Here is a 26,261-nt window from a genome sequence, read left to right on the forward strand (position 1 = left end):
TTTTATTCTACTTTAATTTCTATTTTAGTATAAAGCTTATAAAAAAAACCGGTATCCGCCTAAGTTTATCTGGCTAATACCGGTTCATCCTTTTAAAAAAAAACCAACAGATTTATACTGTCGGCTTTATCAACTTTTGTATACTCATAGAGAGCCGATTCTCTCTAATCTTTTCAAAAGAAATTTTGATGTCAATTAGCCATTTAGAACAATAAGGTTTTTTAATTTTTTTATTTCTCCTCATCCTTCTTATCCTGAACAACATTCCAATTCCTCCTAATTTTTAGCTAGCTTTATTAAGAAGATAATACCAAAAAAAACATATACCTGTCAATTGTTTTTTATACACTCCACTAGAATTCCTCTTGAAAAGGTCATAATTTAATTAATTCCTTTTGGATCACAGTGACACCTGACTTCTTAATTCTCATAGTTATATAACCTAATGTTACCCTGTGGTTTTCTATATTTATTTAAACTTTAAGATTTTAAAAACTTCATTTACCAAATTAAAAAAAATATTCAATTTTCACTTACCATTCTTTACGTTACTATATATTATTTTTAATATTATTCAACAATAGTTTTTAAAGCTTCAATTATATTATCATTTGAAAAAGTTGACTGTTCAATATAATCTTTAGCATCATCTAAAATTTTATCTACATCATTCATCTGCTTATATTTTTTAAACTTATCTTCTCTTTCAATGCCTAAAGCTTCTGCAATTAAAGAAACATAATTAACAACCGAATAATTATATTTTTGTTCTCTATCTATAAAAACTTCATGACAATAATGACATACATCTACCAATAACTCTGCTTTTGTTTCTGCAGCTTCATTCATACGTTCCTTTCTTACTGTATCAAAGCTTTCTTTAAAAAAAGTTACTGCTCCACTGCCGCAGCAAGAGGTATTTTTACCATGACGTGGCATTTCTACCAAAGAAACCCCTGGAAGTTTTTTCAAAATATTCCTAGCACCATTTAAATCCAATCCCGTAAAAGCTGACTTACAAGCTTCGTGTAAAGTAACTGTTTTATTTATTTCTTTTTTAAATGACAGGCTATCTATATTCTCTGCAACAAATTCAGGAAAAGAAATCATTTTAAAAGGAATATCCACTGCAAAAGTTAATGTTTTCTCAAAACGACATAAACAAGTTGGACACCAGAAGATAACTGTTTTAGGAGTGTAAGATGACAGTTTATCAATTAATTTCCTAGATATACTGTCAGCTTCTTTTATTGCACCTGCCCCTATATGAGACTCTCCACAACAAAAATCCAACCCCGGCACAAAAGCCAAGTCCTTACCTATAAGATCCAGTATGTCCAAAGCATTTAAAAGCTTTTCAGGCTGAAAGTAGACGTTGCACCCAGGGAAAAATACATAATCGGCTTTTGAAGAAGGGGAGAAGGTTAGTAATTTATCATAGTCCTCTTTATTTATCTGTGTGCTGGATATAATTCTATGTAAAGAATTTTTATCCTTAGGGTCAGTATATTTAGATTCAATCAGATTGTTACGTCTATAATCCCATTTGATCATATCATTAATAAGCATAGGATCTAAACCTTGGGGACAACAGGCATCAACACATCCAAAACATTCCATACAAGAAAAGCCCCTGTTATATACAGTTTCATTTGGAATCCCTTCTTTCAAAAATTTAATAACTTCTTTCTGTATATTTTGAGGTGTAATATTTTTCAATTTAGTATTTTTTATAATTGGACACTTTTTAATACATAAACCACATTGAGTGCATTTTTTTAAAATATTTTTCCGTTGATTGTTCATATAGTTGACCAATAAATCTTTCATAAATTTAACTCCTTTGGAAATCTCCTTATCGCATCATTAGTATACTATAAAATTTAATTAAGATTTCCATTAAATCCAACTATTATCGTTATATCTATCTCAAATCTAACTGTTTTTTCAAGCTTCTTTATTAGACTAAGCAAAACATATTTATAAAATAAAAAGAAGAGTATTTTCAACTCTTCCTAGCAAACAAATATATAAGTATGTGACTCTGTAATAAGACCGCTTATTCTTTTATCGTGCTTTTCTGTTGGCACTTCATCCACCATTTGGACATTGTACCCTAGAGCCACCTTAGAAACTTCTTTATCTATGCCGTCAAAGAATTTGTCATAAAATCCTCCTCCGTAGCCTACCCTGTAACCATTTATGTCAAACCCAACTCCTGGAACTACCACTAAGTCCAGTTCTTCAGCGGCAGCCTTTGATTTTTCCTCAGAAGGTTCTAATATTCCATAGTAACCCTCTTTTAGTTCGTCCATGCTTTCTATTTTAAATACTTCCATAACTTTATCTTTTGAATTTATTTTGGGAACGCATACATTTTTTCCGTCATTTATGGCTTGTTCTATTATTATATGAGTATTTACCTCACTTCCAAAGCTTACAAATATAAAAATTGTCTCTGCATTTTTATAAAAAATACTTTTTGTAAAATTACTAAGTATTTGCTTATCTAGATTCTCTTTTTGGGCTGAACTTAACTGATCTCTTTTGTCTAAAAGTATCTTTCTCATCTCTGTTTTCTTTTTTTTCATAGTTTCCTCCACCCATATTTAGATTTCATAAAAATGTTTTATATCATATATTATAGCTTATTATTACATAAAAACAAAATTAAACTTGTCAGACCAATTCTGATCCCCTATATTCCTTGCATTCTTATTTCCTTCCCCTCTTAATTTTTCTCGCCTTATTTTATACTATTATTAATAGTAATAATTTGAATTTTAGAATAATTCTCTCAAGTTGCTTTTTAAAATAAATTTCAATAAATCACCTAATTATTCCGCTATTTTTCTCTTAATCAATAAAATATAACTATATTCTAATATAAAAAATTCCTTTATAAGCCATCATTTTTACTATCTTTTAAGTTTTCCATTAGGGCTTACTCTTGAAGATAAATAATTAGTATGATAAATTATATAAAAGAAGATTTACAAGGAGAAAAAGATGATAGTCAAATTAAGGGAATTGTATGGTTCAGTTAAAGATCAAGAAATAAAGCTTATTGCCGGAAAAAAAGGCCTAGACAATATTGTAAGATGGGTACATATGGTCGAAAATATTGAAATATCTGTTTTTTTAGACGGTCAGGAGATTGCCTTTACCACAGGTATCGGTCTAGAAAAGAAAAGTGATCTGCTTGATCTGGTTAAACACGCTTACAATAACCGGTGTAGTGGTATGGTTATTAACATCGGTCCTTTTATCGATGAGATTTCAGATGAGATCATAGCCTTTGCCAACGAGCATAATTTTCCTATTTTTGAAGTCCCATGGCATGTACATGTAGCCGAAATAATGCGTATCTTCTGCTATAACATAACAATATCTGATAGGATCAATACTGAATTATCCGGTGCTTTCAAAAACTCCATCTTTTTCCAAAACCAAGAAGAATTGTATGTACCACAGCTCGAAAGGTACGACTTCAATGCCAATTGGTCATACTGCCTTGCTATTATGGAACCTGTAAACATGAATACTGATAAAAGATCTAAAATATTAAAAACTATTGAAAATACTGTAAGTTCTATAACCCAAAAATCCTTTGTTTTCGAATTAGAGGGTAAATTTGTCTTGGTCTTTGCAGAGTATACAGAGGAAGAAATAAGGGAAATCATTAAAATTACAAAGGATAAATGTTCACCTTTGTTGAAAGGCAACGAAGAGATTTATTGTGGAATAGGGAAGAGTACCAGAAATATCAAGTGTATTGCAAAAAGTTATAAAAGAGCATCAGATGTATTAAAACTTCAAAAGAGCAGCGATAATAATGATATAATTATATACCGTGAGTTAGGTTTGTATAAACTTCTCCTTTCCCTCGAGGATGAAGAGGTTGTACAGGAATATTACCAGGAGACACTAGACCCCCTTGTAAAACACGACCAGTTAAATAACACAGATTATGTGGAAGTACTAGATACCTACCTCAAAAACAACGGAAGTCTCAAAGGAGTGGCTGCGGAACTTTTTTATCACCGAAACACAATTACATATAAATTAAATAAAATCCAAGAGATACTTTCTTGTGATCTGTCAGAGCTTAATACAAAGCTTGCCTACAGTATCGCCCTTATGTTGAAAGAGATTATCTAAATTTACTTTAATTATACTGTAAACTATCTATAAATATATTCTCCATATAGTCTTTGGAGTTCAATAATATGACCATTTTTTCAATATTATAAGATATATCTCTTGTAATATTGAAGGAAATATAAAAATCCAGCCCTTATATCTCTTGTATAGAGGTATAAGGGCTGGATTAATTTTTAAATTTTATTTTTTTTTATTTATTAGCATCTGAGACGTAAGAATTTCTATGAAACCCTTTTCTGAGATACATTTATAACTTTTTGTTCTGGAAGTTTTTGTGGCTCAGGCATCTCTTTAGATAGCTCTTTGGCCATTTTTTTAAATTTTACAATACAAGCTGAACAATTTGTAACTAATCTCTCTTCAATACATCTTTTGCACATTATCGACACCTCCAAATGGCTTAAGCCATTTATATAAAATTATAAAATTAATATTGGCCATAGACTCTGAGAAATACTTCCCATTACACAAAAACAGTTCCCTTTACATATTTAAAAATTAATTTCTTTCTTTGTCTTATGATTAATTTTAGAGCTTTTTCACTTCAATTACAATGTGTGACGACATTAAAAAATATGTGCTATAGCACAAAATTTGCCTCTTAAAAAAAGAAAAAACATCAAAGAGTCGCCTCTGATATTTTTATTATATGAATAACCACGCTTTCCATATACTCTGCAAATGTTACTTCAGGAATGCAAACTTATTAAGTTTAAAACTTTTTTTCAAATTTTATAATGTTTACCGACACGAAATTGAATGTGCTGCAGAACAAATATTTATATAACATCATGCACAATAAAAACAGGACACAGACTATATTTATAAAAATATAGTCTGTGTCCTGAATATATATACTATAACTGTGAGTTTCCCTCTTTAATTATCAATTAATATAAATCTTTATATATAGTCATTATCTGTTTTTTTGATAAGTCTGCATAATTATTTGATAAAAGTCTCTGTTGTTTTTCAATTACACTTTCAGTAAATTCTAAAATTTCTTTTTCTTCCATTCCAAAGAAATTAAGCTTTTTCTTTTCCCATATAGAATTAAAGAGTTGATCTAATGCTGCATAAACATCGGATTCTTTATCTAGTTCCAATGTTGAAATTACCAAGTCATTGAATTTTTTTATTTTACCCTCTGGAGCTATCTCAGTATAAGCTTTAAAAACCGGTGTAAAAAATTCATAGTTACACTCTCCATGTGCCACATGGTATTTTCCCCCAAGCGGATATGATAAGGCGTGTACCGGGCCTACACCTGTATTTCCAAAAGCTATTCCTGCATAATTACTCCCTATAAGGAAATCCTCTATGATTTCAGAATAACAGTCTTTCCCATTTTCAGCTATTACCTTGTACCCCTTTAGGATAATCTCTATTGCATTTTGAGCAAAAATATCTGTATAGGGGTTTGACCCAGGTGAAACAAAGGACTCTGCCGCATGTACAAGGGCATCTAAAGTGCTGAATGCAAAGAACTTATAAGGAATATTTCGTAGAAGTTCAGGAATGAGAACTGCATAATCAGGTAGGAACTCTTCTATTCCTATACCCATTTTTGTCCCTTTTGATTTTATTTCTGCTACTGAATATGACGTGACCTCACTCCCTGTACCACAGGTTGTAGGGATGGCAATTAATTCTTTTATTTTATTGAACTCAATTTTTCTTTCAAACACATCTAGAGTTTCACTTACGTTTTCAATAACAAGGAATTTGGATATATCCATTACTGCTCCGCCTCCGATTGCGATCACCCTGTCAAAATCGTGTTGAGAAGCTTCTGCAAGTACTTTATCTATGATCTCATCTGATGGTTCTCCGTCTCCATATTTTTTGGGAGATATAAATATGCTTTTCAGATCAAGTTTTTTTATAAATTTGTTATAAATCGAGTTATTTACTACTATTAGATCTTTGTCACTGACACCGAATTCTAAAACAAACTCACTAAAGTTATCAAATTTATGAATTTCAGGTTGTAATTTAAATAATTTCATAATCTGCTGCTCCTTATTTATAAAATAATAACTATCGAGATAATGTATACTAAATTACGCTATTATCCCGATAGTTTTGGATTTTAATTATATTGTATAGTATTCAGTATAAACTTAACTTAAAGCTTTTTCAAGTGATTTCTCAAGAACATCCAGACCATATTCCAACTGCTCATCAGTCATTACCAAAGGTGGAAGGAATCTGAGGACGTTCCCATAAATTCCTGCACTTATGAATATTACTCCCTCTTGAAGGCTTTCTTTTGTTATTTTCCCTATAATTTCCTTATTAGGTTCTTTTGATTCAGGATCTGTTATGAACTCCACAGCACACATTGCTCCAAGCCCTCTTATATCACCGATAACAGGATATTTTTTTTGCATTTCAGAAAGTCTTGATTTAATCTTTTCACCGATAGCATTAGCTCTTTCTGTTAATTTTTCTTTTTCTATTTTTTCAAGGACTTTGATAGCAGCAGCACAGGCAACAGGGTTACCGCTAAAAGTCCCACCTATAGATCCCACAATTGGATTTTCCATTATTTCCTCTTTTCCGACTACTGCGGCTAAAGGCATTCCGGCAGCTAGTGATTTGGACATTGTCATCATATCAGGCTCTATATCAAACTGCTCAGATGCAAAGAGAGTACCTGTTCTGGCAAAACCTGCCTGTATTTCGTCAACTATGAAAAGAATATTATTATCATTGCATATCTTTTGAAGTCTTTGTAAATATCCCTTTGGAGGCACTATGAATCCCCCTTCACCCTGGACAGGTTCCACTACTAAAGCGGCTATCATATCAGCCGAAAGTTCACCTTTAAGCAAGTCTTCTAATTTTTGAGCACACTCTAAATTGCAACCAGGATGTTTTTTTCCAAATTGACATCTGTAACAATAAGGTGACGGAATTTTATGTGTGTCACTGTTATATGGCGCAAACCCATATTTATAAGGCTTTACCTTACTTGTAAGTGTCATAGACATATAAGTTCTTCCGTGGAAGGCGTTTTCCAAGGATAAAATCATCGGTTTACCAGTATATTTTCTTGCAATTTTAACTGCATTTTCTACAGCCTCGGTACCACTGTTTATAAGTAAAGCTTTTTTATCGTAATCCCCAGGAGTCGCTGCAACCAGTTTTTCGGCTAAATTAATATAGGGTTCATACATGGCAACATTAAAAGATGTGTGTATATTTTTTTCAACCTGTGATTTTATTGTTTCTACTATTTCCTCGTCACAGTGTCCGACATTTTGTACCCCTATACCTGCTGCAAAATCAACAAATACATTGCCGTCAATATCCTTTATAAGAGCACCTTTGGCCTCATCTACAAATACCTCTGTAGAATAACTGACACCTCTAGCAACATATTTGAGTCTTTTTTCCAAAAGTTCCTTAGACTTTGGACCTGGAATTGCCGTTGTAATTTTTGCATTTTTTTCTAAAATCATGATTGGTACCTCCAATATATGTTTAAATTTTTATATCCTATAGTTTTTCTTTTTATTTTAAAGAATAAACGCTTTATTCTCCATTTATCCTAGAGCCTCTTCCTCTGCATGCTTTCCGAATTCAACATATGACATTTTTGACCATGTATAAAATACAGCACCTAGAACAAACCACCCAGTTACAATAGCCCATTCATAAGACACAAGTGCAGAAGGAGCTCCCGGAAGATAAAGGAATATACATAATCCGCTCAATAGAACAGCTATTGAACCTACTAAAACACCTTTTCTAACCTTGTAAGGTCTAGGCATATCAGGCTCTTTATATCTTAGGACTATAAATGATATTGATACTATAAGGTAAGATATCACTATGGTAAATCCGCCTGCATCAACAAGCCAAACAAGCATTTTTCTCCCTAAAAGAGGAGCCAGTGTGGATAATATACCGATTAAAAGTACAGCATTTACAGGTGTTTTGTATTTTGGATGCAGTTTCCCTAGGAATTCAGGAAGCATTTTTGAATCAGCCATAGAGTATATAGCTCTGCTTCCGCCTACAAAGAATGAGTTCCAGCTTGTTATTATTCCTCCGATTCCGGCTATAACCATTATCTTAGATGCTAATGGACTGTCAAAGAATACAGCTTTCATTGCATCGGCAGTTGCAAGCTTAGAAGCTGCTAGCGCACTGCTGTCCATAGCAAGGGATACTCCATAAATTATCATTACATACCATATAACAGCCATAACAACTGAAAGTACTAATATTTGACCGATCTTTTTAAATGGAAGATTTATCTCTTCTGCAGCCTGAGGGATAACATCAAATCCTACATACATAAAAGGTGTCATAACAGCTACTGCAAGAACCCCTTTGTTTCCGTCGCTGAAAAGTGTCGTGATATTGGCAGAATCACCGTTGACAACTGCTCCCCCGAAAAAGCTCAAGCCTACCGCCCCTATAATAAGAGTAAGTACACCTTGCAAAAATGCAGCAGGTTTAACTCCGAAATAATTAATAACTGTTATTGCAATAGAGCTTATCATACCCACAAGTACCCAGGTAAAGTAAACGTCATACCCTGCTACCGTATACATCTTTCCTTGTATATAGCCAGGCACCAGATATTCCAAAACAGTGGGAAAAGCCACAGCCTCAAAAGCCACTACTGACACATATCCCAATATGATTGCCCATGTACATATAAAAGAAGCATTTGTTCCCAAAGCTCTCAGACTAAATACGTGTTCACCTCCGCATTTAGGCATAGCAGAAGTTAGCTCTGCATAAGTTAGTCCTACAAATAAAACCATAATTCCACCCATTATAAAGGCTATTATTGCTCCTAGGGTACCGGCAGTTTCTATCCAGCTACCTGCCATAACTACCCATCCCCAACCTATCATCGCACCAAAGGCAAGAGCCAATACATCTTTTTTTGATAATACCCTGTCAAAAGATTCCTGTTTCGTCATATTTTTACCCCCTTATTTAATAAAAAGTTATACTACCCATATTTGATAATTAAATAAAAGTAACATGACTTTATATCTTTGAAGGGTAAAATAAAGCTGAACCTTATTTTTTCTTACAAAGACGCCCTTTACTCAATGAAAATTTTTCTGTTTTAATTTAACTTTGTAGTGGGATAGTTACGCTGTTAGAAAATACATTATTTAGAACAATTAAAATAAAAAAGTCATACTACTCCCATTTAAAGATCAAATGAAAGTAACATGACTTTATATCTTTGAAGGGTAAAATAAAGCTGAACCTTATTTTTTCTTACAAAGATGCCCTTTACTTAATGAAAATCATTCTATTTAATGTCATTATATAGCCAGGTTTATATCTTTTCAGGGCATAAAAGAAAATCTCTTTTTTCTGATAAGATTTAACCTGCTTTTTATTATCCGTAAAAAGTCCAGTGAGAGATTTTTATTTTCTCTTGGTGAGAAATTTTTTAATCAGCTCTCAAATTTGCTATAATTAATTGTAATTTTTTTTTAAATGAATTACAATGGATTACTATCCGAAAAATTTTGTGCTGGAGTTGAAAATAATATTTCTAAACCTTTTAATTTCACGACTAATATAGACTTATATGGAAAATCCATTGTGGTAAAAACACTTGGGTTCAGTTTTGTATTTTAATATCGTTGTAGAAAAAATTGACAAATGAATTATATAGAGATAATATTATTAATCAATGTAATTTTAGATTCTATCAAAGTGAAATATCAAATTATAGGTAGTGAGGTAAAAAAATGGCTATGACATTAAGAGAATTATATGAATCTACCAATAAAAGAGATATAAAATTAATCGCTGGTAAAAACGGTTTAGACAATGTGGTAAGATGGGCACATATGATTGAGGGCAAAGAGATATCAACTTACTTGGAAGGACAAGAACTTTCTTTTGTTACTGGTATCGCTTTGGGCAAGGACGAAAGTTTATTTGAACTAGTTAAGCATACTTATTATAATCAAGCTAGTGGTATGGTTATAAATATAGGACCTTATATCGAAGGTATCTCAGAAGAAATTTTACAGTTTTGTGACGAGAACGACTTTCCTCTCTTCCAAATTCCATGGCATATTTACATGGCTAATTTCATAAAAGATTTTTGTTATCAGATTACAATATCAGACAGGATTAATATAGAGTTACTGTCTGCAATTAAAAATGCTATATTTTTCCCTGATCAAGAAAATTTATATAAACCTCAATTGGAAATACACAATTTTAGTGCCAACTGGCCATACTGTATTGCAATTATAGAGATCTTGGAAAACTCTACCGGTGAAATAATTGGTGATGAAAAGAGAGCTAAGTTATTAAAAAATATAGAAAATATCCTTATCTACTCTTATAAGAGAACCTTTATATTTGAATTAAAAGGCAGATTTGTTTTGGTATTTGCTGAATATAGTGAAGATGAGATAAGAAATATTGTTCACGAAATAAAAAGAAAGTGCAGGGAAATTTTAAAGAAGAAAAATAAAATGTATTTTTGTATCGGAGAAACTTCTAAAAATATTGACGATATTTCAAAAAGCTACCACCAGGCAATAAGTATATTAAAACTGCAAAAGAAAAGAGAAAATAGTGATGAAATTACTGCCTATAGTGAACTAGGCCTATATAAATTACTTTTATCTATGGAAAACAAAGAGGCTATGAGTAATTACTACCAAGAAACCTTAGAACCTTTAGCCGAATATGATAAAATTAATGGAACAGACTATATGATAGTATTAGATACTTATTTAAAAAATAATTGCAGCGTTAAAGAGGTCGCTGCACAACTCTTCTATCATAGAAATTCAATTAATTATAAATTATCAAAAATACAGGAGATCCTATCTTGTGATCTGTCTCAGCTTAACACAAGACTTGTTTATAGTATAGCCTTGATGCTTCGAGAAATTATATAAATATAGACTTTTAAATAGAAAAGCTGCAAATGGCGGCTTTTTTTAGTGCCTATAAATATTAATTAAAAGGATTATTGCAAAAACATAGAGCAAGCTAAAATTGACCGTTTTTATAAAAAAAATTACGACTAACAGATTTTTATAGTATAATATCCAAAAGTGATTTTAGGGGGGAATAATTTTGGAGAGAATAATAAACAGTGTTACCTTGATAATGTTTCTCATGGGAACAGGTTGTTTTTTTGCTAGAAAAAATATTTTAGGAGAGCACAGCAATAAACTTTTTTCCTATTTAGTGCTGAATCTATGCCTGCCTTGCCTTATAATTTTAGGGCTTACAAGCCGTTTTACAAGAGAGGGATTGATGCAATCCACAGAGTGGCTCGGACTTTCTTTTGTAATACTATTAGCACTTATATTGGCAGCCAAGATCTTTAGTTTCAGCTCTTTCATAAAAAGAAAGGAACTTTTCCAACTTTCCTTTGTCTTTGCCAATACGGTATTTATAGGTCTACCGGTGAATATAGCCTTATTTGGAGACGAAAGCATACCTTATATATTCCTATACTATTTTGCCAACACTTGTTTCTTTTGGACCTATGGTGTCTATTGTGTCCGTGGAGGAGGAAGCATAAAAGACGGATTTAAAAAGCTTATGACTCCTGCTACCATATCCTTTTTCGTAGGTATTATTATGATTCTTTTAGACTTAAAAGTCCCTCCGTTTCTGGCAACTTATATGAAATATCTAGGAGGAATGACAACACCTCTGGCCATGCTCTACTTGGGAACGGCCATATACAGTCTCGGAATAAAATCTTTAAAACCAGATTTTGAAGGTCTGCTAGATCTTATATCCAAGTTTATCATAGCTCCTATAATAGCCCTGGTGCTTATAAAAATTGCCGATGGTTTTTTAACTCTTCCGGTTCTTTTGAAAAAGGTATATTTCATACAGACTACCATGCCTATAATGACCAATGTGGCCATTTTGAGCGGATACTACAATAAAAATCCAGAAGACGCCTCAAAAGTAGTTGGGCTTTCCACCATACTTGTTGTGGTGACTATACCAGTTTATGCTTTCCTTGCAGAGATTCTTTTTTAAACTGAAATAAAGTTAAAAAAAGCATAATTATGGGTAATTGTGCTTTTAATATAAAATACAGGGGGGACAAAATGAAAAAATACAAAATCGCTGTAATTCCAGGAGATGGTATCGGAGTAGAAGTAATGAAAGAGGGAGTAAAAGTCCTAGAGACCTTGTCAAAACTCACAGGAGAAGTTGCCTTTGATTTCACATGGTTTGACTGGGGATGTGAATACTATCTAGAAAATGGTAAAATGATGGACGATGACGGCCTCGAAAAACTTAAAAACTTTGATGCCATATTATTAGGGGCAGTTGGATTCCCAGGAGTTCCAGACCACGTTTCTCTAAGGGATCTGCTTTTAAAAATAAGACAGGGATTCGACCAATATATCAACTACAGACCTGTAAAACTTCTTTCGGAATTGGATTGTCCAATAAAAGGAAAAAAACCTGGGGACATAGACATGATCTTTATAAGAGAAAATACTGAAGGGGAGTATGCAGGTATCGGGGGAATAGAAAGAGAAGGCAAAGAAGAAGAAATAGCTCTTCAGACAAGTGTCTTTACCCGTAAAACTACAGAAAAGGTAATGGACTACGCCTTTGACCTTGCTAAAAAGAGAAACAAGCTAAACCACCTTACAAGTATAACAAAATCCAACGCCCTAAACCACAGCATGGTTTTCTGGGACAAGATTTTCAAAGAAAAGAAAGCTAACTATCCAGAGATAAAAACAGCAGAATACCATGTAGATGCCGCTGCCATGTATATGATACAAAGACCTGAATCTTTTGATGTTGTTGTAGCCTCAAACTTATTTGGAGATATCCTTACTGACCTAGGAGCTGCCTTACAGGGTGGTCTTGGATTTGCAGCAGGAGCCAACATCAATCCTGATGGAAAGTATCCTTCTATGTTTGAACCAGTACACGGTTCTGCCCCTGAGATTGCTGGAAAAGGCCTAGCCAATCCTATAGCAATGATATGGACAATAAAAATTATGCTAGATTTCCTAGGACACGAGTCACTTGCAGATACTGTGATGAAGGGTATAGAGGGATCTCTAGAGATGAGAGAGAAGCTTACTCCCGATATGGGTGGTAAAGGTTCTACTAGTCAGGTAGGAGAGATCATCTGCGATATCATGAGTAAAAAACTTAATTAGTAAATTTATATTAAAAAGTTCCCTGAGACTCTGTTGTAAAATGCAGAGTACAGGGAACTTTTTTATAGGGTAGTCGTTTTTGGCTTAAATAATTTTTCAAAGGATATTTTCTTGTCATTAATAAGGACACCAGAAAGGATAAGAAGACCTCCTGTAATCATGAGCGGAGTAATTTTCTCATCTAAAATAACCACAGAAGATATCATAGCCACAAGCGGTATCAAATAGATAAAGTTCGTTGTCTTTATTATCCCTATTATGTTTATTGACCTGCTCCACATTATAAAGCAGATGGAAGAAGCCACTAAAGCAAGATAAAATATGCTAAACGAAACATCTTTATTAAACAAATACTCAAAATGTATTTTTACCTTGAGTAAGTAAAGTCCAGGTAACATAAACATAAGGCCGTAAAAAAATGTCTTTCTGACAACTAATAGTCCTGAGTAGCTTTTATCCACCTTTCTCAGAAGGTTGGAGTAGATAGCCCAAATAATGGAGCATACTACGGCCAAAATATCCCCTATAGGATTAATTTTCAAAACTTTGTTTCCATTATAAAGTATTAGGAATATCCCTGTTATGGCCAGGGCAAAGCCCAAAATAAGGTTTTTATCAAACTTTTCGTCCTCAGTGGTAAAATGAGCTATTATCGATGAGAATATCGGTATAGAGGATACTATAAGCCCCACATTAGAAGCCGAAGTATATTTTAGTGCCATATTTTCCACTAGAAAGTAAAGCATTCCTCCTGTAAGTCCTAATAACAAAAACAACTTCTCTTCCTGAAAATTAAATTTAAAATTAAATTTAAAATTAAATGTTGGCTTTACAATCAACAAAAATAAATAAGCTATCAAAAATCTCAGAAAAAGCACTTCGAACGGTGTAAAATAATTTAACAAATTTTTGGTGATTGCATAAGTTGTACCCCATACAAATATCGTTATAAATGCCATTGTGTATCCTATATATTTACTATTCATACTGCCCCCTATACTATTCTAACTATATGTATATCTATTTAACATAAATCTTTACGACAAAACTACTGCTCTCACCTTATCATCCTATCCTATTTTCAGACACCTCATAGAAAGAGATGAGTGGTGTATTTCATCATAGAAAAACTCAGTTTTTTCTCCCGGTGTCTGCATAGCTGCAACATAAATCAAAGGAAGATAGTGTTCATCTGTAGGAAGGGAAAGTTCTGCACATTCTCCTGCATTTTTATAATCAATAAGATTATTATGTTTATCACTACTTACAGAGTCTGCTATATATCTGTCAAATTCCACAGCCCAGGAATACGGTTCTGATAAAGTTTCCTTCCCTATATTCTTTAGATTATGTACGATATTGCCGCTTCCTATTACCAACACTCCCATGTCTCTCAGAAAAGAAAGTTTTTTACCAAGCTGATAATGAGAATCTACGTCTAAATCTACATCCAAACTCAACTGCAGTACAGGAATATCTCCATCTGGGAAGATATGAATCAGAATTCCCCACGAACCATGATCTAGGCCCCAGTAATCTACTCCAGTTACTATGGCGCCTTCTGCATTTAAAGTCTCTATTATATAGTTTGACAGTTTCTCATTTCCTTTAGGCTGATATATAACATTATAAAGTTCCCTTGGAAAACCGTAAAAGTCATATATTTGCTTGGGATCATCAGATAAAGTTATACTTGTTCCCTTTGTCTGCCAGTGTGCGGATATTACGACAATGGCGTCAGGTTTTTCTATAGTTTCAGATATTTTCTTCAGTGATTTTGTGAAGTTATTGTATGAAATGGCATTCATGGGATTGCCGTGACCTATAAATAAAACAGGTTGTTTTCTATTCATAATGTGCCTCCAAATGCAGATGCAATGTATTTCTTTTTATATTATATACGATTCCTCTTATTTTACCCACATAATTATTTTATTTTGGGCCATAATGCCCAACTTATCAACAGAAATCATCATAATCCCCTTTTGCATATATCAAATATATAGGTAGGCTATATATTATATAATTGCATTTATTTTTAAAAACAGCTATACTTCATATATAGAATAAATAAAAAAATATTTTTACATCAACTAAATCAATTTAAACATTTGTATAAATTACAGGAGGTGGTTAATTTGCATAAGATTACCTCATTACCTGGATTTGGAAGATACTCAAAAATATGAGGAAATAATTAAACTTAAGTAAAAAATGGGGGAAGTACTTCTAGTAGTACTAGCATAATGAAAAACTCATTATGCGTTTGTAGCGTTGTAATTGTCAACCAAAATGGTTGATACTGAAATCGCAAAGTAGGAGGGTGATTTTTATGAAAAACTTAAACACAATGGATACCGAGGTATTTTACGAATATAAGGAATTAATAATGGACACAAACCACAATGTATATGATGGTGCAGGATCTAGTGAAAACTGTGAAATAATTGAAGAAATTTACAGATTTGAACCAAAAACAGATGCTTTTGAAGATATGAAAAATCTTATAGAGGACACAAACCACAATGTATATGACGGTGTTTCTGATTCTGTTCTTTACTGTGATGCAAAGGAAGAGATCTATAGATTTGAAGAACCAGAGGTTTTCCAAGAGATAAAAGATCTTATAGAAGATACAAACCACTATGTATATGATGGTGTTGCAGTCTAATTGGTGATTTAATAAATATTTAAAATAAAATCTCAGATATACCTGGGATTTTTTATTTTTTTGCAAATTTTTTAGTATAAATATAAACAAGACGCCTTAAAGACGCCTTGTTTATATTAAAAAGATATTTTATTTATTGTTTACTCTCTCTAAGTACTCACCATTTCTTGTATCGATTCTGATAACATCTCCGATATTTACAAAAAGTGGTACACTTAACTCATATCCAGTCTCTATAGTAGCAGGCTTTAGAACCTTTCCAGTAGTATCTCCTCTTAGTCCTGGCTCTGTGTAAGTAACTTCTCTCTCTACAGAGTTTGGAAGTTCTACACCTACAGGTCTCTCTTCATATAACAGGATATCTATGAACATTTCTTCTTTTAGGTAATTCGTAGCGTCTCCTAAATCATCAGCTGTAAGAGCTATCTGCTCAAAAGTTTCCTGATCCATAAAGTTGTAGTCTCCTCCAACTTCATATAAGAATTGCATTGTTTTTTTGTCAAGTCTGATATCTTCAAGCTTATCTGCTGCTTTCATAACGTCTTCTTTTACCTGACCTGTAATAAGATTTTTCATTTTGAATTTTACAACTGCAGAGTTTCTCCCTGATTTGTTGTAAGTAGCCTTTTGAATTATAAATACTTCTTCACCTATTTTGATGATATTTCCAGATGAAATTTCTTGTGCTGTTTTCAATGTTATATCCTCCTAGTTCCTTTTTCTATATTGTATCACAGTCTTAAAAGATTGGCAAAGTGAATATTTCATTGAAAATTTCAGTGATAACAGTTCTTTTAGACAGATACTTTTAATTTTAAAAATCATTTTCAGAAAGCTTTTCCTTCAAAAAACAAAGAAGTTTATCTGCTAAGTTTCCGTTTTTTTTGACATAATCTGATATGTATTCAAAGGCTTTTTTCTCTTTTTCAAAATTTTCAAAAAAATCAGAAAAATCTTCTTCTTCAAGATTATAATGATTTTCGGTTCTGCAGTTATAGTTATAGGTTATCTTTGAATACTTTTCATAAAAATCTACCGGGGTTTTATCCTTTAAAAATGATAAAAAACCTTTTACCTTATTTAAATGCTCTTTTTCTTCCTGACAGTAGGCATGCCATAGAAATGGGACTCGTGAAACTATTGCTCTAGAGAAACTCTCCTCACCTCTGACAAAGTTGAAATCTGAGTTATTCAAAATTTCATCATAAAGGTTTTGTTCTACATAATCCATAAATATTATTTTTGTATTTTTAAGAGCTTTAATATTTTTTGTGATTAAAAAACCATTTTTACTCATATCTCCAAATATCAAAAGAATTATTTTTTTGTCAAAATTTTCAAGGGTATCTAGAAAGTTTTGAAAATTGTATTCATATGAGAAAATAGTCCCTACGAACGTATCCTTATCTACCACCAAATCAGAATTGACTGGAAAAAATTTTTCTGAATGACTAGATATCACCTTATTAAAAAACTCGACTCTATCTATGACAGGAACCTGATTATCTATAATTAAGCCGCCACTCCAATTTTCAAATCCAGGCATATAAAAATATTTTTTTACACCTTTTACATTGATATAAGAGCTTTGAAGATGGTACTCTTTTGCCCACTCTTCTGCTGTTAGATATTCAATATTTATGACTATCTTTAATTCTTCAGAAGAATTTTCAAGATAAACTTCTGGTATGTCACATCCATAGGCCTCTATAGCCACCTCTGAGTTCCCAGCCTTTTTGTAGTCCTCTGAACTCATTATTGTCATATCATAATATGTTATATCTTCTATTATCTGGATTTTTTCCCCTACAATGATGTTTTTATTTATTTTTGAAAAAGTCTCTGCATCATTAAAAAAAACCCTCACCCTGGCATCTTTCTCTTTTCTTTTTATCTCCTTTGCCAGCCTGTAGACAAAGCCTATATCACCGAAATTATCTATTATATCACAGAATATATCTATACTTTTTAACATTTCATCCCTCTGTCATCTATTTAAATTTTCCAAAGTAAATTCTTCGGACAACTTCATTATATCAGTTTTTCAGTCAGAATATGTAGAATAATCTTAAAATTAAATGGTCGTACTCGTACTTCCCTAATTATTTTAGCTATGTTACAATAAGTTATACTTGAGTATAGAAAAAGCGGTGGTTGTACTTCCCTAATTATTTTAGCTATGTTACAATATTCTAAATGTGATACCCTTAGTTTTATTTGTTGTACTTCCCTAATTATTTTAGCTATGTTACAATGACTTGGAAGAGATTTTATCTGCAATAGGAGTTGTACTTCCCTAATTATTTTAGCTATGTTACAATTTTGATTTATTAGAAACCTAAAGTGATTAGGTTGTACTTCCCTAATTATTTTAGCTATGTTACAATAAGAGGGGAAAAACTAACCTCTCTTTTTGTGTTGTACTTCCCTAATTATTTTAGCTATGTTACAATACTAGAAGAAAGTAAAGCTTGGATAGACTTGTTGTACTTCCCTAATTATTTTAGCTATGTTACAATAAAATCTAAAAACTTAATACAGTTTGCAATGTTGTACTTCCCTAATTATTTTAGCTATGTTACAATAGAGAGGATTACATAGTCAAAGATATAGGTTGTACTTCCCTAATTATTTTAGCTATGTTACAATAGAAGAGAAAAGGCTTCAGACAGATAAAGCGTTGTACTTCCCTAATTATTTTAGCTATGTTACAATGGTGGGGTTGTATATGACAGAGAGTTTATAGTTGTACTTCCCTAATTATTTTAGCTATGTTACAATCCTGCCTGCATTTGGCTTTTGGCCTGCTTCGTTGTACTTCCCTAATTATTTTAGCTATGTTACAATTCACTTTGTCTCAACTACTCCACATTTTCCGTTGTACTTCCCTAATTATTTTAGCTATGTTACAATTAAAAATAACGCTACAAAGCTTACAGCCGGTTGTACTTCCCTAATTATTTTAGCTATGTTACAATAAAGTGAATGTTATACACGCTGTCAAAGAGGTTGTACTTCCCTAATTATTTTAGCTATGTTACAATCTAGAGGAGGTATAAATGTTCGGTGTAGGAGTTGTACTTCCCTAATTATTTTAGCTATGTTACAATAAGTACCGCCTTACAGTATTCACAATATAAGTTGTACTTCCCTAATTATTTTAGCTATGTTACAATATTATAATTTTTACTATCTACCTTTGATAAGTTGTACTTCCCTAATTATTTTAGCTATGTTACAATGTATCAAGCGATATTACATATCAGCAAGGGGTTGTACTTCCCTAATTATTTTAGCTATGTTACAATAAAATCGGATGGTTCATGGCATGTAGAAGGGTTGTACTTCCCTAATTATTTTAGCTATGTTACAATTCAAAAGAATTAGATTATACAATGGGTTATGTTGTACTTCCCTAATTATTTTAGCTATGTTACAATACGTGTTTTTAAATCCCTATATATTACTAGGGTTTCTAAGGTGTTTTCACTAAAAAAACATCCTTCCCAAAAGAAAAATGGCTGAAACCAGCCATTTTTTTATATTATTATAGTTTTACTAGTACCTATTTTTTCTTCCGGGGACCTCTCTTTTGATACCAGCAACTCCATCCCCACATATTGCTTTTCTGTGAGTGTAAGTACCCTTATAGAACCATTTGGGGGTAAATTATTATTTAATTTTTTAATATGCTTTTTAACGCTGTCGTACCCGTTGCAGATTCTGGAATAAACGGAAAACTGAAGCATATGATAACCATCATTTAGCAAAAACCTTCTGAATATAGCATAGTTTTTTCTGTCTCTTTTTTTAGCCGTAGGTAAGTCGAAAAACACTATTATCCTCATAAACTTATACATACCGATGCTCTTGTATTGGTATTATTGAGGGCAAGATTAAATTTCCACCCTTTCCCCTTATACATTTTGTATATCTCTTTATCACCTCATCTATAGAGATATTTACAGAATATTTCTTACCTGTCAGCTTAACATCTGCATTTAATATTTCTACAAGAGACACTTTATTATCAGTAGTCAGTTCATCAGAAAGTTTATCTATATTATTTGCAACCCAAAGGTCTACAACTGACCTGTAGGGCTCTATTATATCATCTGCCAGATTAAATGCATTATATTCATTTTTATGCTGTATCCCCAGAGAACATATATACCCATAACTTGTAAGGCTCCTCGCAATTCTCCCCCTTATTACTGCATAACCATAATTCAGCGCAAAATTTTTTATATCGTGATCCCTTCTTGTAAAATCATCTCCGAATAATTTCTGAAAATAATATTTAGCCCCCAAGGCTTCAAGGTTTCCGTCATCACCAGATTTTACACGTTTTGAAAGGTCGTATAAATACTTACTTCCTTCACACCTCATCAATTCTAATACTCTACCCTGATTTTCCAATTTTTTAGTTACAATCTCCTGCCACAGTCTTTTTTTTCTGGGTACACTCATGTTGATCTGTGCTTTTGCCACGGCAAGTTGTCTCGAGTGTCTTCCGTAACCCTGAAATATACCGTTTGGCAAGTGTTTTTCATCGCTTGTCAGTAAAACTATATCTCTGCTAGCTATTTCTTCTAAAACCCTAGATGTTATTGTAACGGAATTATTATCCAGTATTATACTGGATATATCTTCCAAAGGGATATTTACTTCACCTCCCTCTTTTGTGATCAGCAGTCCGCTGTCCCTAGTAGAAATTTTAGTAGAGCTCGTTATAAAGATGTTTCTCCATCCCATAATCTTCTCCTTTCTAAAAAGTCTGACGTTTTTCTCTTTTCACCTTGTATACATTCCCCAATACATCCACTTGGTATTTTTTTATGTTCTTGACAGTTTTTATCCCGATTCTCATTTGAATTTTCCCATCCTGAGTGTCTATAGTAGCCGCACCTGTAGATGTATCCATTCCCCGATAGTACCCCAAAACTTCACTTAAATTAACTTCAGGAATTTCAGTTTTAGTAAGTTTATTATCATTTTTTATAGATTTACTTTTACCAAATTCAATTTCAATCAAATCATTTGGATAGAATGAATATAAAAACTCAAAGCTACCGTCTATCAAATCCCAATCTTTATAGGGCTTTCCATTTATTGCCCTATTGGGAAGTTCTTTAAGCAGGGTTTGGTGAACATAAATTGGAACCGTGTAAAATTTTCCGTTTTTCCTAAAAACGTCTATCCTGACCATGCTTCCATTAGATGCTTGTCCTCCGTTAACATAAACTCCGACATTTTGTTTTTCCTCTACTTTTATTCCTCTGACAAGTGGTCCTCTTTTGCCACTGTTAGTCGGTTTATAAAAAGGTTCCGCAAAGGCTTTTTCAGGTTTGTCATCATATTCTTCCAGTCTATTTTTTAGTGCTTCATAGAGTTTTCTATCCGTATCTCTCCCCTGCATTTTTTCCAAGTCTTTCAACTTTATTGAATTTAAGGGTTTCTTTGATACTGCTATCTGATTACTTATTTTTTTGCTGCTTCTTATTGTTTCTTGGTGGGCCTGGCCCTTTACCCCACGGTTAGGCATCCTAGACACAAACACAGGTCTTAATTTTTCTATAAACCCTTCTTCGTAGTTAAACCATCCCAAATACCTCTTATCTGAGAGCAGATTATAAAATTCTTCTCTGGGATTTTCACTTTCAAGTCTTTTTTGTAGTTCCAAATCAAAACCACTCCAAGGCATTGGAAAACGGGTGTCTTTTACTTCTTCAAAATAAACTTCTCCTGTCTCTTCATCTGCGTGGTATTCGATACTTGGAATTACATCTTTACAATTTTTTAATTCTTTGTACCTTGAAATGTTTGATATATTATTTATTGCCTTTTGATCTGTCACAGCAACCACAGCTGCGTCAAGTGCATGATGTAAATCTCCATTTTCTCTGACTTTGTTAAGCCTCCATCTTGCTCTCAGCTGTGCTGTCAATTGTCCTGGTATCATAAACACCCTTTTTTTAGGGGAATCATCCCTGTACTCTAGAGCGTTTTCTAAATAGTTGGCTACAAATCTGGATATATATCTTGTGTCATTCAAAGCTCTTGATTTCCAATCTTTGTTGTCCTCCCTGGTAAATTTTTCCTTTAAAAGATTTGATTTCTTTCGAGGGTGGATTTTCATTGCTTTTACATTTAGAACAAAAGTATCCCAGTCTCTTCCTTGACGATCGAAATACTCTTTTGGAAGTAGATTGCTCTTTTTTCGATTCTCGCCAGAAAGTACCAAAACTTTATTACTATAGGAATCATCCATACTTCTACTGTAAGGTATTATATGGTCAATATCTGTCATACTTTCGTCTAATATTACTTCACTTAAACTCAACTCTTTTCTGGAATAAGCACATCTTCCCTCTTGTTCTTGATACAGCCTGTATTTAAGTAGTAACTTTCCTTTTACATTTTTTATTCCAAATTCTTCAGATATAAATTTTTTAGTTTTCTCATTTTCAAGCTCTCTTTTTTTATTCTCTTTTATAATGGTTTGCCTGTCGTCATATGATTTTGCAAGGTCTCTTGCCACTTCTACATGGATTGTATGTGGAGTCCCGTATTTTCTTATTATGGCATTTACCACTTTCCTCGTCTGGGATATTGCTCTTAGTACGACTGGATTTGCTATCAAATCCTTATCTACCACAGGAAGTAACTCCCCTCTTTTAAACTTTATTCCATTATTCTTATAATCGTAGTCTGCCTTTTCACAAGCCTCATTATAGGACAATCCTTTTTCTAAATAAGGCAGTATTTTTTTTATTGCTTTCAAAGACAGATTTAAGGTTCCAGAAAACTCCTCCGAAAGAAGGATTTCAATATCTTCTCTACTTAGTTCTAGTTTTTTCAAATTTGACTCAATAGTTTTATCACTCTTGTTGAAAGTTAATATTTCTATTATTTTATCTAGTTTACTTTTGTCTTCTTCTATTTCACTTTTGAGTTTTTCTGATAAATTAAGTTTTTTAATCGTATAATTTCCAATTAATGATATGAATTTGGTTTTTTCAGTTTTTTTATCCTGCTTTTCGTCCTTGCTGTAATTTAAATCCCCAAACCTTTCTTCTTCTTTTAAATACAGTATTTTTCTTAACTTTTCATATCTTACCTCTTTTTTTAAATAGACCTCTTTTTCAACAATGTCCCTTTCTTCTTCTGTTAATGGCCTTTTACCTGACAGTCCCACTATCCTAAAATTATTTAGTTTTTGGAGAAATACAAACCTCTCACCACTCCAAGTGTTTTTTGCAGTTCTTTTTTCAGAGGATTCGAAGGTACAATTACCTATCATTTTAGCTATCTGCCCTATTTCACTATAATAAGGAGAAGGCTTGCTTGGACCTTCATCAAAATTCCTTTGGCTGTTGAAAACCTCTATATATTTTTCCAAAACATCATCAGTAAAGTGAGTATTACCAAGTTCCTTTTGCTTAGCCTGTATTTTTCTAACCTCATCTTCTAATAATTTTCTTGAAAAAGAAAAAAGATAACTTCCTGCTTTATTTCTTACATGAGTATTAAATTTAGGATCTTTCGCTACCATGTCTCCAATTGTTAAATATCCTTTCTCTTCCATAATCTTTTTATTTTCCTGTATTCCGCTTAACAGTTTTCCTGTATCATCTGCGTTTCTATCAGTTTTTCTAAAAGATTTGAACCCTCTTCTTTTAGCTATATGAAGGAGTATTTGAGCTATTTCTTTATTCGAAATTTTAGCTTCTAAAGACTTTGCTCTGAGTTCCCATGGTGATTTTAAATACGCATTTTTATATATTTTTTCTATCTCATTTTTCTTTACAAGTCCGCTTTCACATAAAATATTTTTTATCCTATCCAATCTATGTTTTTTCCTCCTGTTTCTTCTTCTAGAACCTCTTTTTTCTCTTCTAGAAGATGCCAAGGAGCTGCCGTCTTTTGGATTTTCAGCCTTTTGAAATATTCTTACACCCATGTCTTCTATACGTTCTTTATCTTTATTTATAACACTCCAACCCACTGATGCTATACCTATGTCCAGACCGATACTATATTTCATAAATATCCCCCCATGATATAAAATTATCTATCACCAAAAAAAGGATAAACCTCTAGTCAAGAGACTAGAGGTTTAGAGCCTTACAGGATTAATACTAAAAGTATTTACCTTTATTGTACTAACCTATATTATTTTAGCTATGTTGACGACTTCCCTTTCGTCATATTTATTTTAATACAAAATTTATTCAAAGTCAATTTTTTTATATCTTCACAGAAATATTCTTTTGATATATATAGCTTGTCATGGAATAGCCTTTAAAGATAAACCAATTTAAGTGCTCCTAAAAATAATTTCTAAGCATATTGAACCGATAGTTTTTTCAGTTTTTTATTGTTCTTCAGCAAAAAAACCCCTGTAATCATAAATATTATAACATCACTAACTGGAGCAGCGAACCAAATACCGTTCAGTCCAAAATATTTTGGCAAAATAATAATAAGTGGAATAAACAAACCTAGCTGTTTGAAGATATTCAAAAACAATGATTTATTCGCCTGACCCACAGCCTGAAAGTAATTGGCACCTACAACATAAATGGCGTTAAATACAACCAAGGCCATAAAAATTCTTATCCCACTTTTTCCGATCTCCAATAACTCTTCATTTCCGTTATTAAATAGATTTATAAAAAATTCAGGTTTTATCATAATCAAAGCAGTCAAAACAAGTGAAATAATTACCCCGTATAAAAGAGCCATATTAAGTATCTTTTTTACTCTATCATATTTTTGAGCACCATAGTTATATCCCAATAGCGGCTGTGCCCCCTGGATTATCCCTGAAAGAGTCATCATAAGAAACATAAATACACTGTTTATAGCTCCCATCGCTCCTACTGCCATATCTCCTCCATAGATCAAAAGAGCCCTGTTGGCAAAAACCGCCACCAAACTATTGGCAAGCTGAAGGGTAAATGGAGATATCCCGATCGAGAAGATCTCTTTTATTATTTTAAAATCAGGTTTTAGATATTTTAGTTTTAGTTTTATATTACTTCTGTCGCTGTATATAAAATGGTATAAGACCATTATCGATCCCACTATATTTGCAATGGCAGTTGCCATGGCAGCTCCCTTTATCCCGTAGTCAAGGACAAATATAAATATAAAATCTAAAAACACATTAGTCAAAGCCCCTACAATCATTATTATCATCGAGAACTTTGGATTCCCTTCTGACCTCAGAAGATTATTTACACCCATGGCTATAAAATCAAATAAAACCAAAAAGTTTATGATATAAAGATAGTCTTTTGCGTATATAATGGTATTTTCAGTGGCTCCAAATATTATCATAAGTCGGTCCATAAGCAGATAACCCAAAGTCATGAGAATAATACTAAATACCCCGTATAGCGTAAACACGTTTCCCAGTACACGATCGGCTTCCTCTTTTCTTCCCTGCCCAAGCCTTAGAGAGACTATGCTGCCTCCTCCGTGGCCTACTAGCATTCCCACAGCTATATAAATGGTAAATATAGGAAAGGTAATACTGATCCCCGCCATGGCATAGGGTCCCAGACACTTCCCGATAAACATCCTGTCCACTACATTGTATAATGCAAAAACAAGACTTGAAATTATTGCCGTCAAAGAAAATTCCACGAGAAGTTTGCTTATCTTTTCTTCACCTAATCTTTTTATTTTTTCCAATCTGAACTCCCTCCGCTTTCTAAATATTCCGAAATATTTGATTTCATGCAGTCTACTACTTTTAAAAATATTTTTATCTCCTCCTGAGAGATCCCATGAGTCAATACCTGCTTCTCTAAATTAATCAGTTTCTTAATCTTTTTAAAAATAAGATCTGCCTTATGAGTAGTGTAAAGTTTTTTCGATCTCCTATCATTTTCATCTTCCTCTTTTATGATGTATCCATTTTCCACAAGTTTTTTTACAGTCTTGGCAATGGTTGTCTTGTCCACACCCATCTTTTGAGCCAGAGCATCCTGGTTTATTCCTTTGTTTTCACTTACTTCTATAACAATTGCAAACTGACCATTCCCTAGCTGGTACTCGTTGAGATGAAAATCCAAAAATTTTCTTATCTCTATATTTAAAAATTTTACAGTTCTTCCCAAAGGTTCTTTCATAATCTTGTCCTCCTTTTTTTGTTGGCTACACAACTAATTTCTATTTTAAAAGTTTATCATATTTTAGATGGGTAGTCAACTAATTTTCAGTTTTTTTAAAGCTTGTTTTTTTGG

General features: G+C 32.7%; 20 protein-coding genes and 1 CRISPR repeat array. Of the genes, 5 read left to right on the plus strand and 15 right to left on the minus strand.

Annotation, left to right across the window (positions count from 1 at the left end):
- Positions 1–570 precede the first annotated feature (570 nt).
- Both ILYOP_RS13250 and ILYOP_RS13255 read right to left on the minus strand, forming a co-directional pair.
- On the minus strand, positions 571–1,830 hold the full coding sequence (locus ILYOP_RS13250; RefSeq protein WP_013389009.1) for a (Fe-S)-binding protein: 1,260 nt from the start codon (positions 1,828–1,830) through the stop codon (positions 571–573).
- 185 nt (positions 1,831–2,015) lie between these two features.
- Entirely contained in the window at positions 2,016–2,591 is a 576-nt protein-coding gene (locus tag ILYOP_RS13255; protein ID WP_013389010.1) for a 5-formyltetrahydrofolate cyclo-ligase, read from the minus strand.
- Between the two features lie 418 nt (positions 2,592–3,009).
- On the opposite strand from ILYOP_RS13255, the gene ILYOP_RS13260 reads away from it, so the two are divergent.
- The gene (locus ILYOP_RS13260) at positions 3,010–4,161 is read left to right on the plus strand and encodes a PucR family transcriptional regulator (protein WP_013389011.1); all 1,152 of its coding nucleotides are present in this window, start codon (positions 3,010–3,012) and stop codon (positions 4,159–4,161) included.
- A gap of 224 nt (positions 4,162–4,385) precedes the next feature.
- On the opposite strand, the gene ILYOP_RS15900 is transcribed toward ILYOP_RS13260, so the two are convergent.
- The 4 genes from ILYOP_RS15900 to ILYOP_RS13275 form a co-directional block, all read right to left on the minus strand.
- Positions 4,386–4,544 (minus strand): hypothetical protein, encoded by a 159-nt coding sequence (locus tag ILYOP_RS15900; RefSeq protein ID WP_013389012.1) that lies wholly within the window; start codon positions 4,542–4,544, stop codon positions 4,386–4,388.
- Positions 4,545–5,054: 510 nt separating this feature from the next.
- Complete coding sequence (locus ILYOP_RS13265) at positions 5,055–6,173, minus strand: 4-hydroxybutyrate dehydrogenase (RefSeq protein WP_013389013.1); 1,119 nt, start codon at positions 6,171–6,173, stop codon at positions 5,055–5,057.
- Between the two features lie 114 nt (positions 6,174–6,287).
- Entirely contained in the window at positions 6,288–7,631 is a 1,344-nt protein-coding gene (gabT, locus tag ILYOP_RS13270) for a 4-aminobutyrate--2-oxoglutarate transaminase (RefSeq protein ID WP_013389014.1), read from the minus strand.
- A gap of 84 nt (positions 7,632–7,715) precedes the next feature.
- On the minus strand, positions 7,716–9,110 hold the full coding sequence (locus ILYOP_RS13275) for an APC family permease (RefSeq protein ID WP_013389015.1): 1,395 nt from the start codon (positions 9,108–9,110) through the stop codon (positions 7,716–7,718).
- A gap of 792 nt (positions 9,111–9,902) precedes the next feature.
- On the opposite strand from ILYOP_RS13275, the gene ILYOP_RS13280 reads away from it, so the two are divergent.
- From ILYOP_RS13280 to ILYOP_RS13290, 3 genes are all read left to right on the plus strand, one after another.
- Complete coding sequence (locus tag ILYOP_RS13280; RefSeq protein ID WP_013389016.1) at positions 9,903–11,075, plus strand: PucR family transcriptional regulator; 1,173 nt, start codon at positions 9,903–9,905, stop codon at positions 11,073–11,075.
- Positions 11,076–11,256: 181 nt separating this feature from the next.
- Positions 11,257–12,183, plus strand: coding sequence for an AEC family transporter (locus ILYOP_RS13285; protein WP_013389017.1), 927 nt, complete (start codon positions 11,257–11,259; stop codon positions 12,181–12,183).
- Positions 12,184–12,254: 71 nt separating this feature from the next.
- A complete protein-coding gene (locus ILYOP_RS13290) occupies positions 12,255–13,334 on the plus strand; it encodes a tartrate dehydrogenase (protein WP_013389018.1) in 1,080 nt (359 codons plus the stop codon).
- A 62-nt stretch (positions 13,335–13,396) separates the two neighbouring features.
- Here the strand turns inward: ILYOP_RS13290 and ILYOP_RS13295 are convergent, their stop codons facing one another.
- Both ILYOP_RS13295 and ygiD read right to left on the minus strand, forming a co-directional pair.
- Positions 13,397–14,320, minus strand: a complete 924-nt coding sequence (locus tag ILYOP_RS13295; protein ID WP_013389019.1) for a DMT family transporter — start codon at positions 14,318–14,320, stop codon at positions 13,397–13,399.
- Positions 14,321–14,404: 84 nt separating this feature from the next.
- Complete coding sequence (gene ygiD, locus ILYOP_RS13300; protein WP_013389020.1) at positions 14,405–15,187, minus strand: 4,5-DOPA-extradiol-dioxygenase; 783 nt, start codon at positions 15,185–15,187, stop codon at positions 14,405–14,407.
- A gap of 479 nt (positions 15,188–15,666) precedes the next feature.
- Between ygiD and ILYOP_RS13305 the strand changes: the two genes are divergently transcribed.
- Positions 15,667–16,005 carry a hypothetical protein gene (locus tag ILYOP_RS13305; RefSeq protein ID WP_013389021.1) on the plus strand — a complete coding sequence of 113 codons (339 nt, stop codon included), beginning with the start codon at positions 15,667–15,669 and terminating at the stop codon, positions 16,003–16,005.
- A 129-nt stretch (positions 16,006–16,134) separates the two neighbouring features.
- Here ILYOP_RS13305 and efp read toward each other — a convergent pair whose 3' ends face one another.
- From efp to ILYOP_RS13340, 7 genes are all read right to left on the minus strand, one after another.
- On the minus strand, positions 16,135–16,701 hold the full coding sequence (gene efp, locus ILYOP_RS13310; protein ID WP_013389022.1) for an elongation factor P: 567 nt from the start codon (positions 16,699–16,701) through the stop codon (positions 16,135–16,137).
- A gap of 118 nt (positions 16,702–16,819) precedes the next feature.
- A complete protein-coding gene (locus ILYOP_RS13315) occupies positions 16,820–17,980 on the minus strand; it encodes an elongation factor P maturation arginine rhamnosyltransferase EarP (RefSeq protein ID WP_013389023.1) in 1,161 nt (386 codons plus the stop codon).
- A 112-nt stretch (positions 17,981–18,092) separates the two neighbouring features.
- Positions 18,093–19,445: a CRISPR direct-repeat array (repeat unit 36 nt; unit sequence GTTGTACTTCCCTAATTATTTTAGCTATGTTACAAT).
- A gap of 99 nt (positions 19,446–19,544) precedes the next feature.
- Complete coding sequence (gene cas2, locus ILYOP_RS13320) at positions 19,545–19,853, minus strand: CRISPR-associated endonuclease Cas2 (RefSeq protein ID WP_041921399.1); 309 nt, start codon at positions 19,851–19,853, stop codon at positions 19,545–19,547.
- Positions 19,854–19,857: 4 nt separating this feature from the next.
- Positions 19,858–20,760 (minus strand): type II CRISPR-associated endonuclease Cas1, encoded by a 903-nt coding sequence (cas1, locus tag ILYOP_RS13325; RefSeq protein WP_013389025.1) that lies wholly within the window; start codon positions 20,758–20,760, stop codon positions 19,858–19,860.
- Between the two features lie 13 nt (positions 20,761–20,773).
- Entirely contained in the window at positions 20,774–24,052 is a 3,279-nt protein-coding gene (gene cas9 / locus ILYOP_RS13330) for a type II CRISPR RNA-guided endonuclease Cas9 (protein ID WP_013389026.1), read from the minus strand.
- A gap of 296 nt (positions 24,053–24,348) precedes the next feature.
- Positions 24,349–25,707 (minus strand): MATE family efflux transporter, encoded by a 1,359-nt coding sequence (locus ILYOP_RS13335; RefSeq protein ID WP_013389027.1) that lies wholly within the window; start codon positions 25,705–25,707, stop codon positions 24,349–24,351.
- The gene (locus tag ILYOP_RS13340; RefSeq protein ID WP_013389028.1) at positions 25,695–26,147 is read right to left on the minus strand and encodes a MarR family winged helix-turn-helix transcriptional regulator; all 453 of its coding nucleotides are present in this window, start codon (positions 26,145–26,147) and stop codon (positions 25,695–25,697) included. The genes ILYOP_RS13335 and ILYOP_RS13340 overlap by 13 nt, the downstream gene beginning before the upstream one ends.
- Positions 26,148–26,261 lie beyond the last annotated feature (114 nt).

Origin of the sequence: Ilyobacter polytropus DSM 2926 (genome assembly GCF_000165505.1) — a bacterium.
Lineage (GTDB): Bacteria > Fusobacteriota > Fusobacteriia > Fusobacteriales > Fusobacteriaceae > Ilyobacter > Ilyobacter polytropus.

Excerpts from the sequence above, each read along its gene's own strand:
- ygiD (WP_013389020.1), bottom strand. The coding sequence starts at position 15,187 with ATGAATAGAAAACAACCTGTTTTATTTATAGGTCACGGCAATCCCATG.
- ILYOP_RS13255 (WP_013389010.1), bottom strand. The coding sequence starts at position 2,591 with ATGAAAAAAAAGAAAACAGAGATGAGAAAGATACTTTTAGACAAAAGA.
- ILYOP_RS13280 (WP_013389016.1), top strand. The coding sequence starts at position 9,903 with ATGGCTATGACATTAAGAGAATTATATGAATCTACCAATAAAAGAGAT.
- cas2 (WP_041921399.1), bottom strand. The coding sequence starts at position 19,853 with ATGAGGATAATAGTGTTTTTCGACTTACCTACGGCTAAAAAAAGAGAC.
- ILYOP_RS13275 (WP_013389015.1), bottom strand. The coding sequence starts at position 9,110 with ATGACGAAACAGGAATCTTTTGACAGGGTATTATCAAAAAAAGATGTA.
- ILYOP_RS13295 (WP_013389019.1), bottom strand. The coding sequence starts at position 14,320 with ATGAATAGTAAATATATAGGATACACAATGGCATTTATAACGATATTT.
- ILYOP_RS13290 (WP_013389018.1), top strand. The coding sequence starts at position 12,255 with ATGAAAAAATACAAAATCGCTGTAATTCCAGGAGATGGTATCGGAGTA.
- cas9 (WP_013389026.1), bottom strand. The coding sequence starts at position 24,052 with ATGAAATATAGTATCGGTCTGGACATAGGTATAGCATCAGTGGGTTGG.
- ILYOP_RS13250 (WP_013389009.1), bottom strand. The coding sequence starts at position 1,830 with ATGAAAGATTTATTGGTCAACTATATGAACAATCAACGGAAAAATATT.
- ILYOP_RS13265 (WP_013389013.1), bottom strand. The coding sequence starts at position 6,173 with ATGAAATTATTTAAATTACAACCTGAAATTCATAAATTTGATAACTTT.
- ILYOP_RS13260 (WP_013389011.1), top strand. The coding sequence starts at position 3,010 with ATGATAGTCAAATTAAGGGAATTGTATGGTTCAGTTAAAGATCAAGAA.
- ILYOP_RS13340 (WP_013389028.1), bottom strand. The coding sequence starts at position 26,147 with ATGAAAGAACCTTTGGGAAGAACTGTAAAATTTTTAAATATAGAGATA.
- gabT (WP_013389014.1), bottom strand. The coding sequence starts at position 7,631 with ATGATTTTAGAAAAAAATGCAAAAATTACAACGGCAATTCCAGGTCCA.
- cas1 (WP_013389025.1), bottom strand. The coding sequence starts at position 20,760 with ATGGGATGGAGAAACATCTTTATAACGAGCTCTACTAAAATTTCTACT.
- ILYOP_RS15900 (WP_013389012.1), bottom strand. The coding sequence starts at position 4,544 with ATGTGCAAAAGATGTATTGAAGAGAGATTAGTTACAAATTGTTCAGCT.
- ILYOP_RS13305 (WP_013389021.1), top strand. The coding sequence starts at position 15,667 with ATGAAAAACTTAAACACAATGGATACCGAGGTATTTTACGAATATAAG.
- ILYOP_RS13315 (WP_013389023.1), bottom strand. The coding sequence starts at position 17,980 with ATGTTAAAAAGTATAGATATATTCTGTGATATAATAGATAATTTCGGT.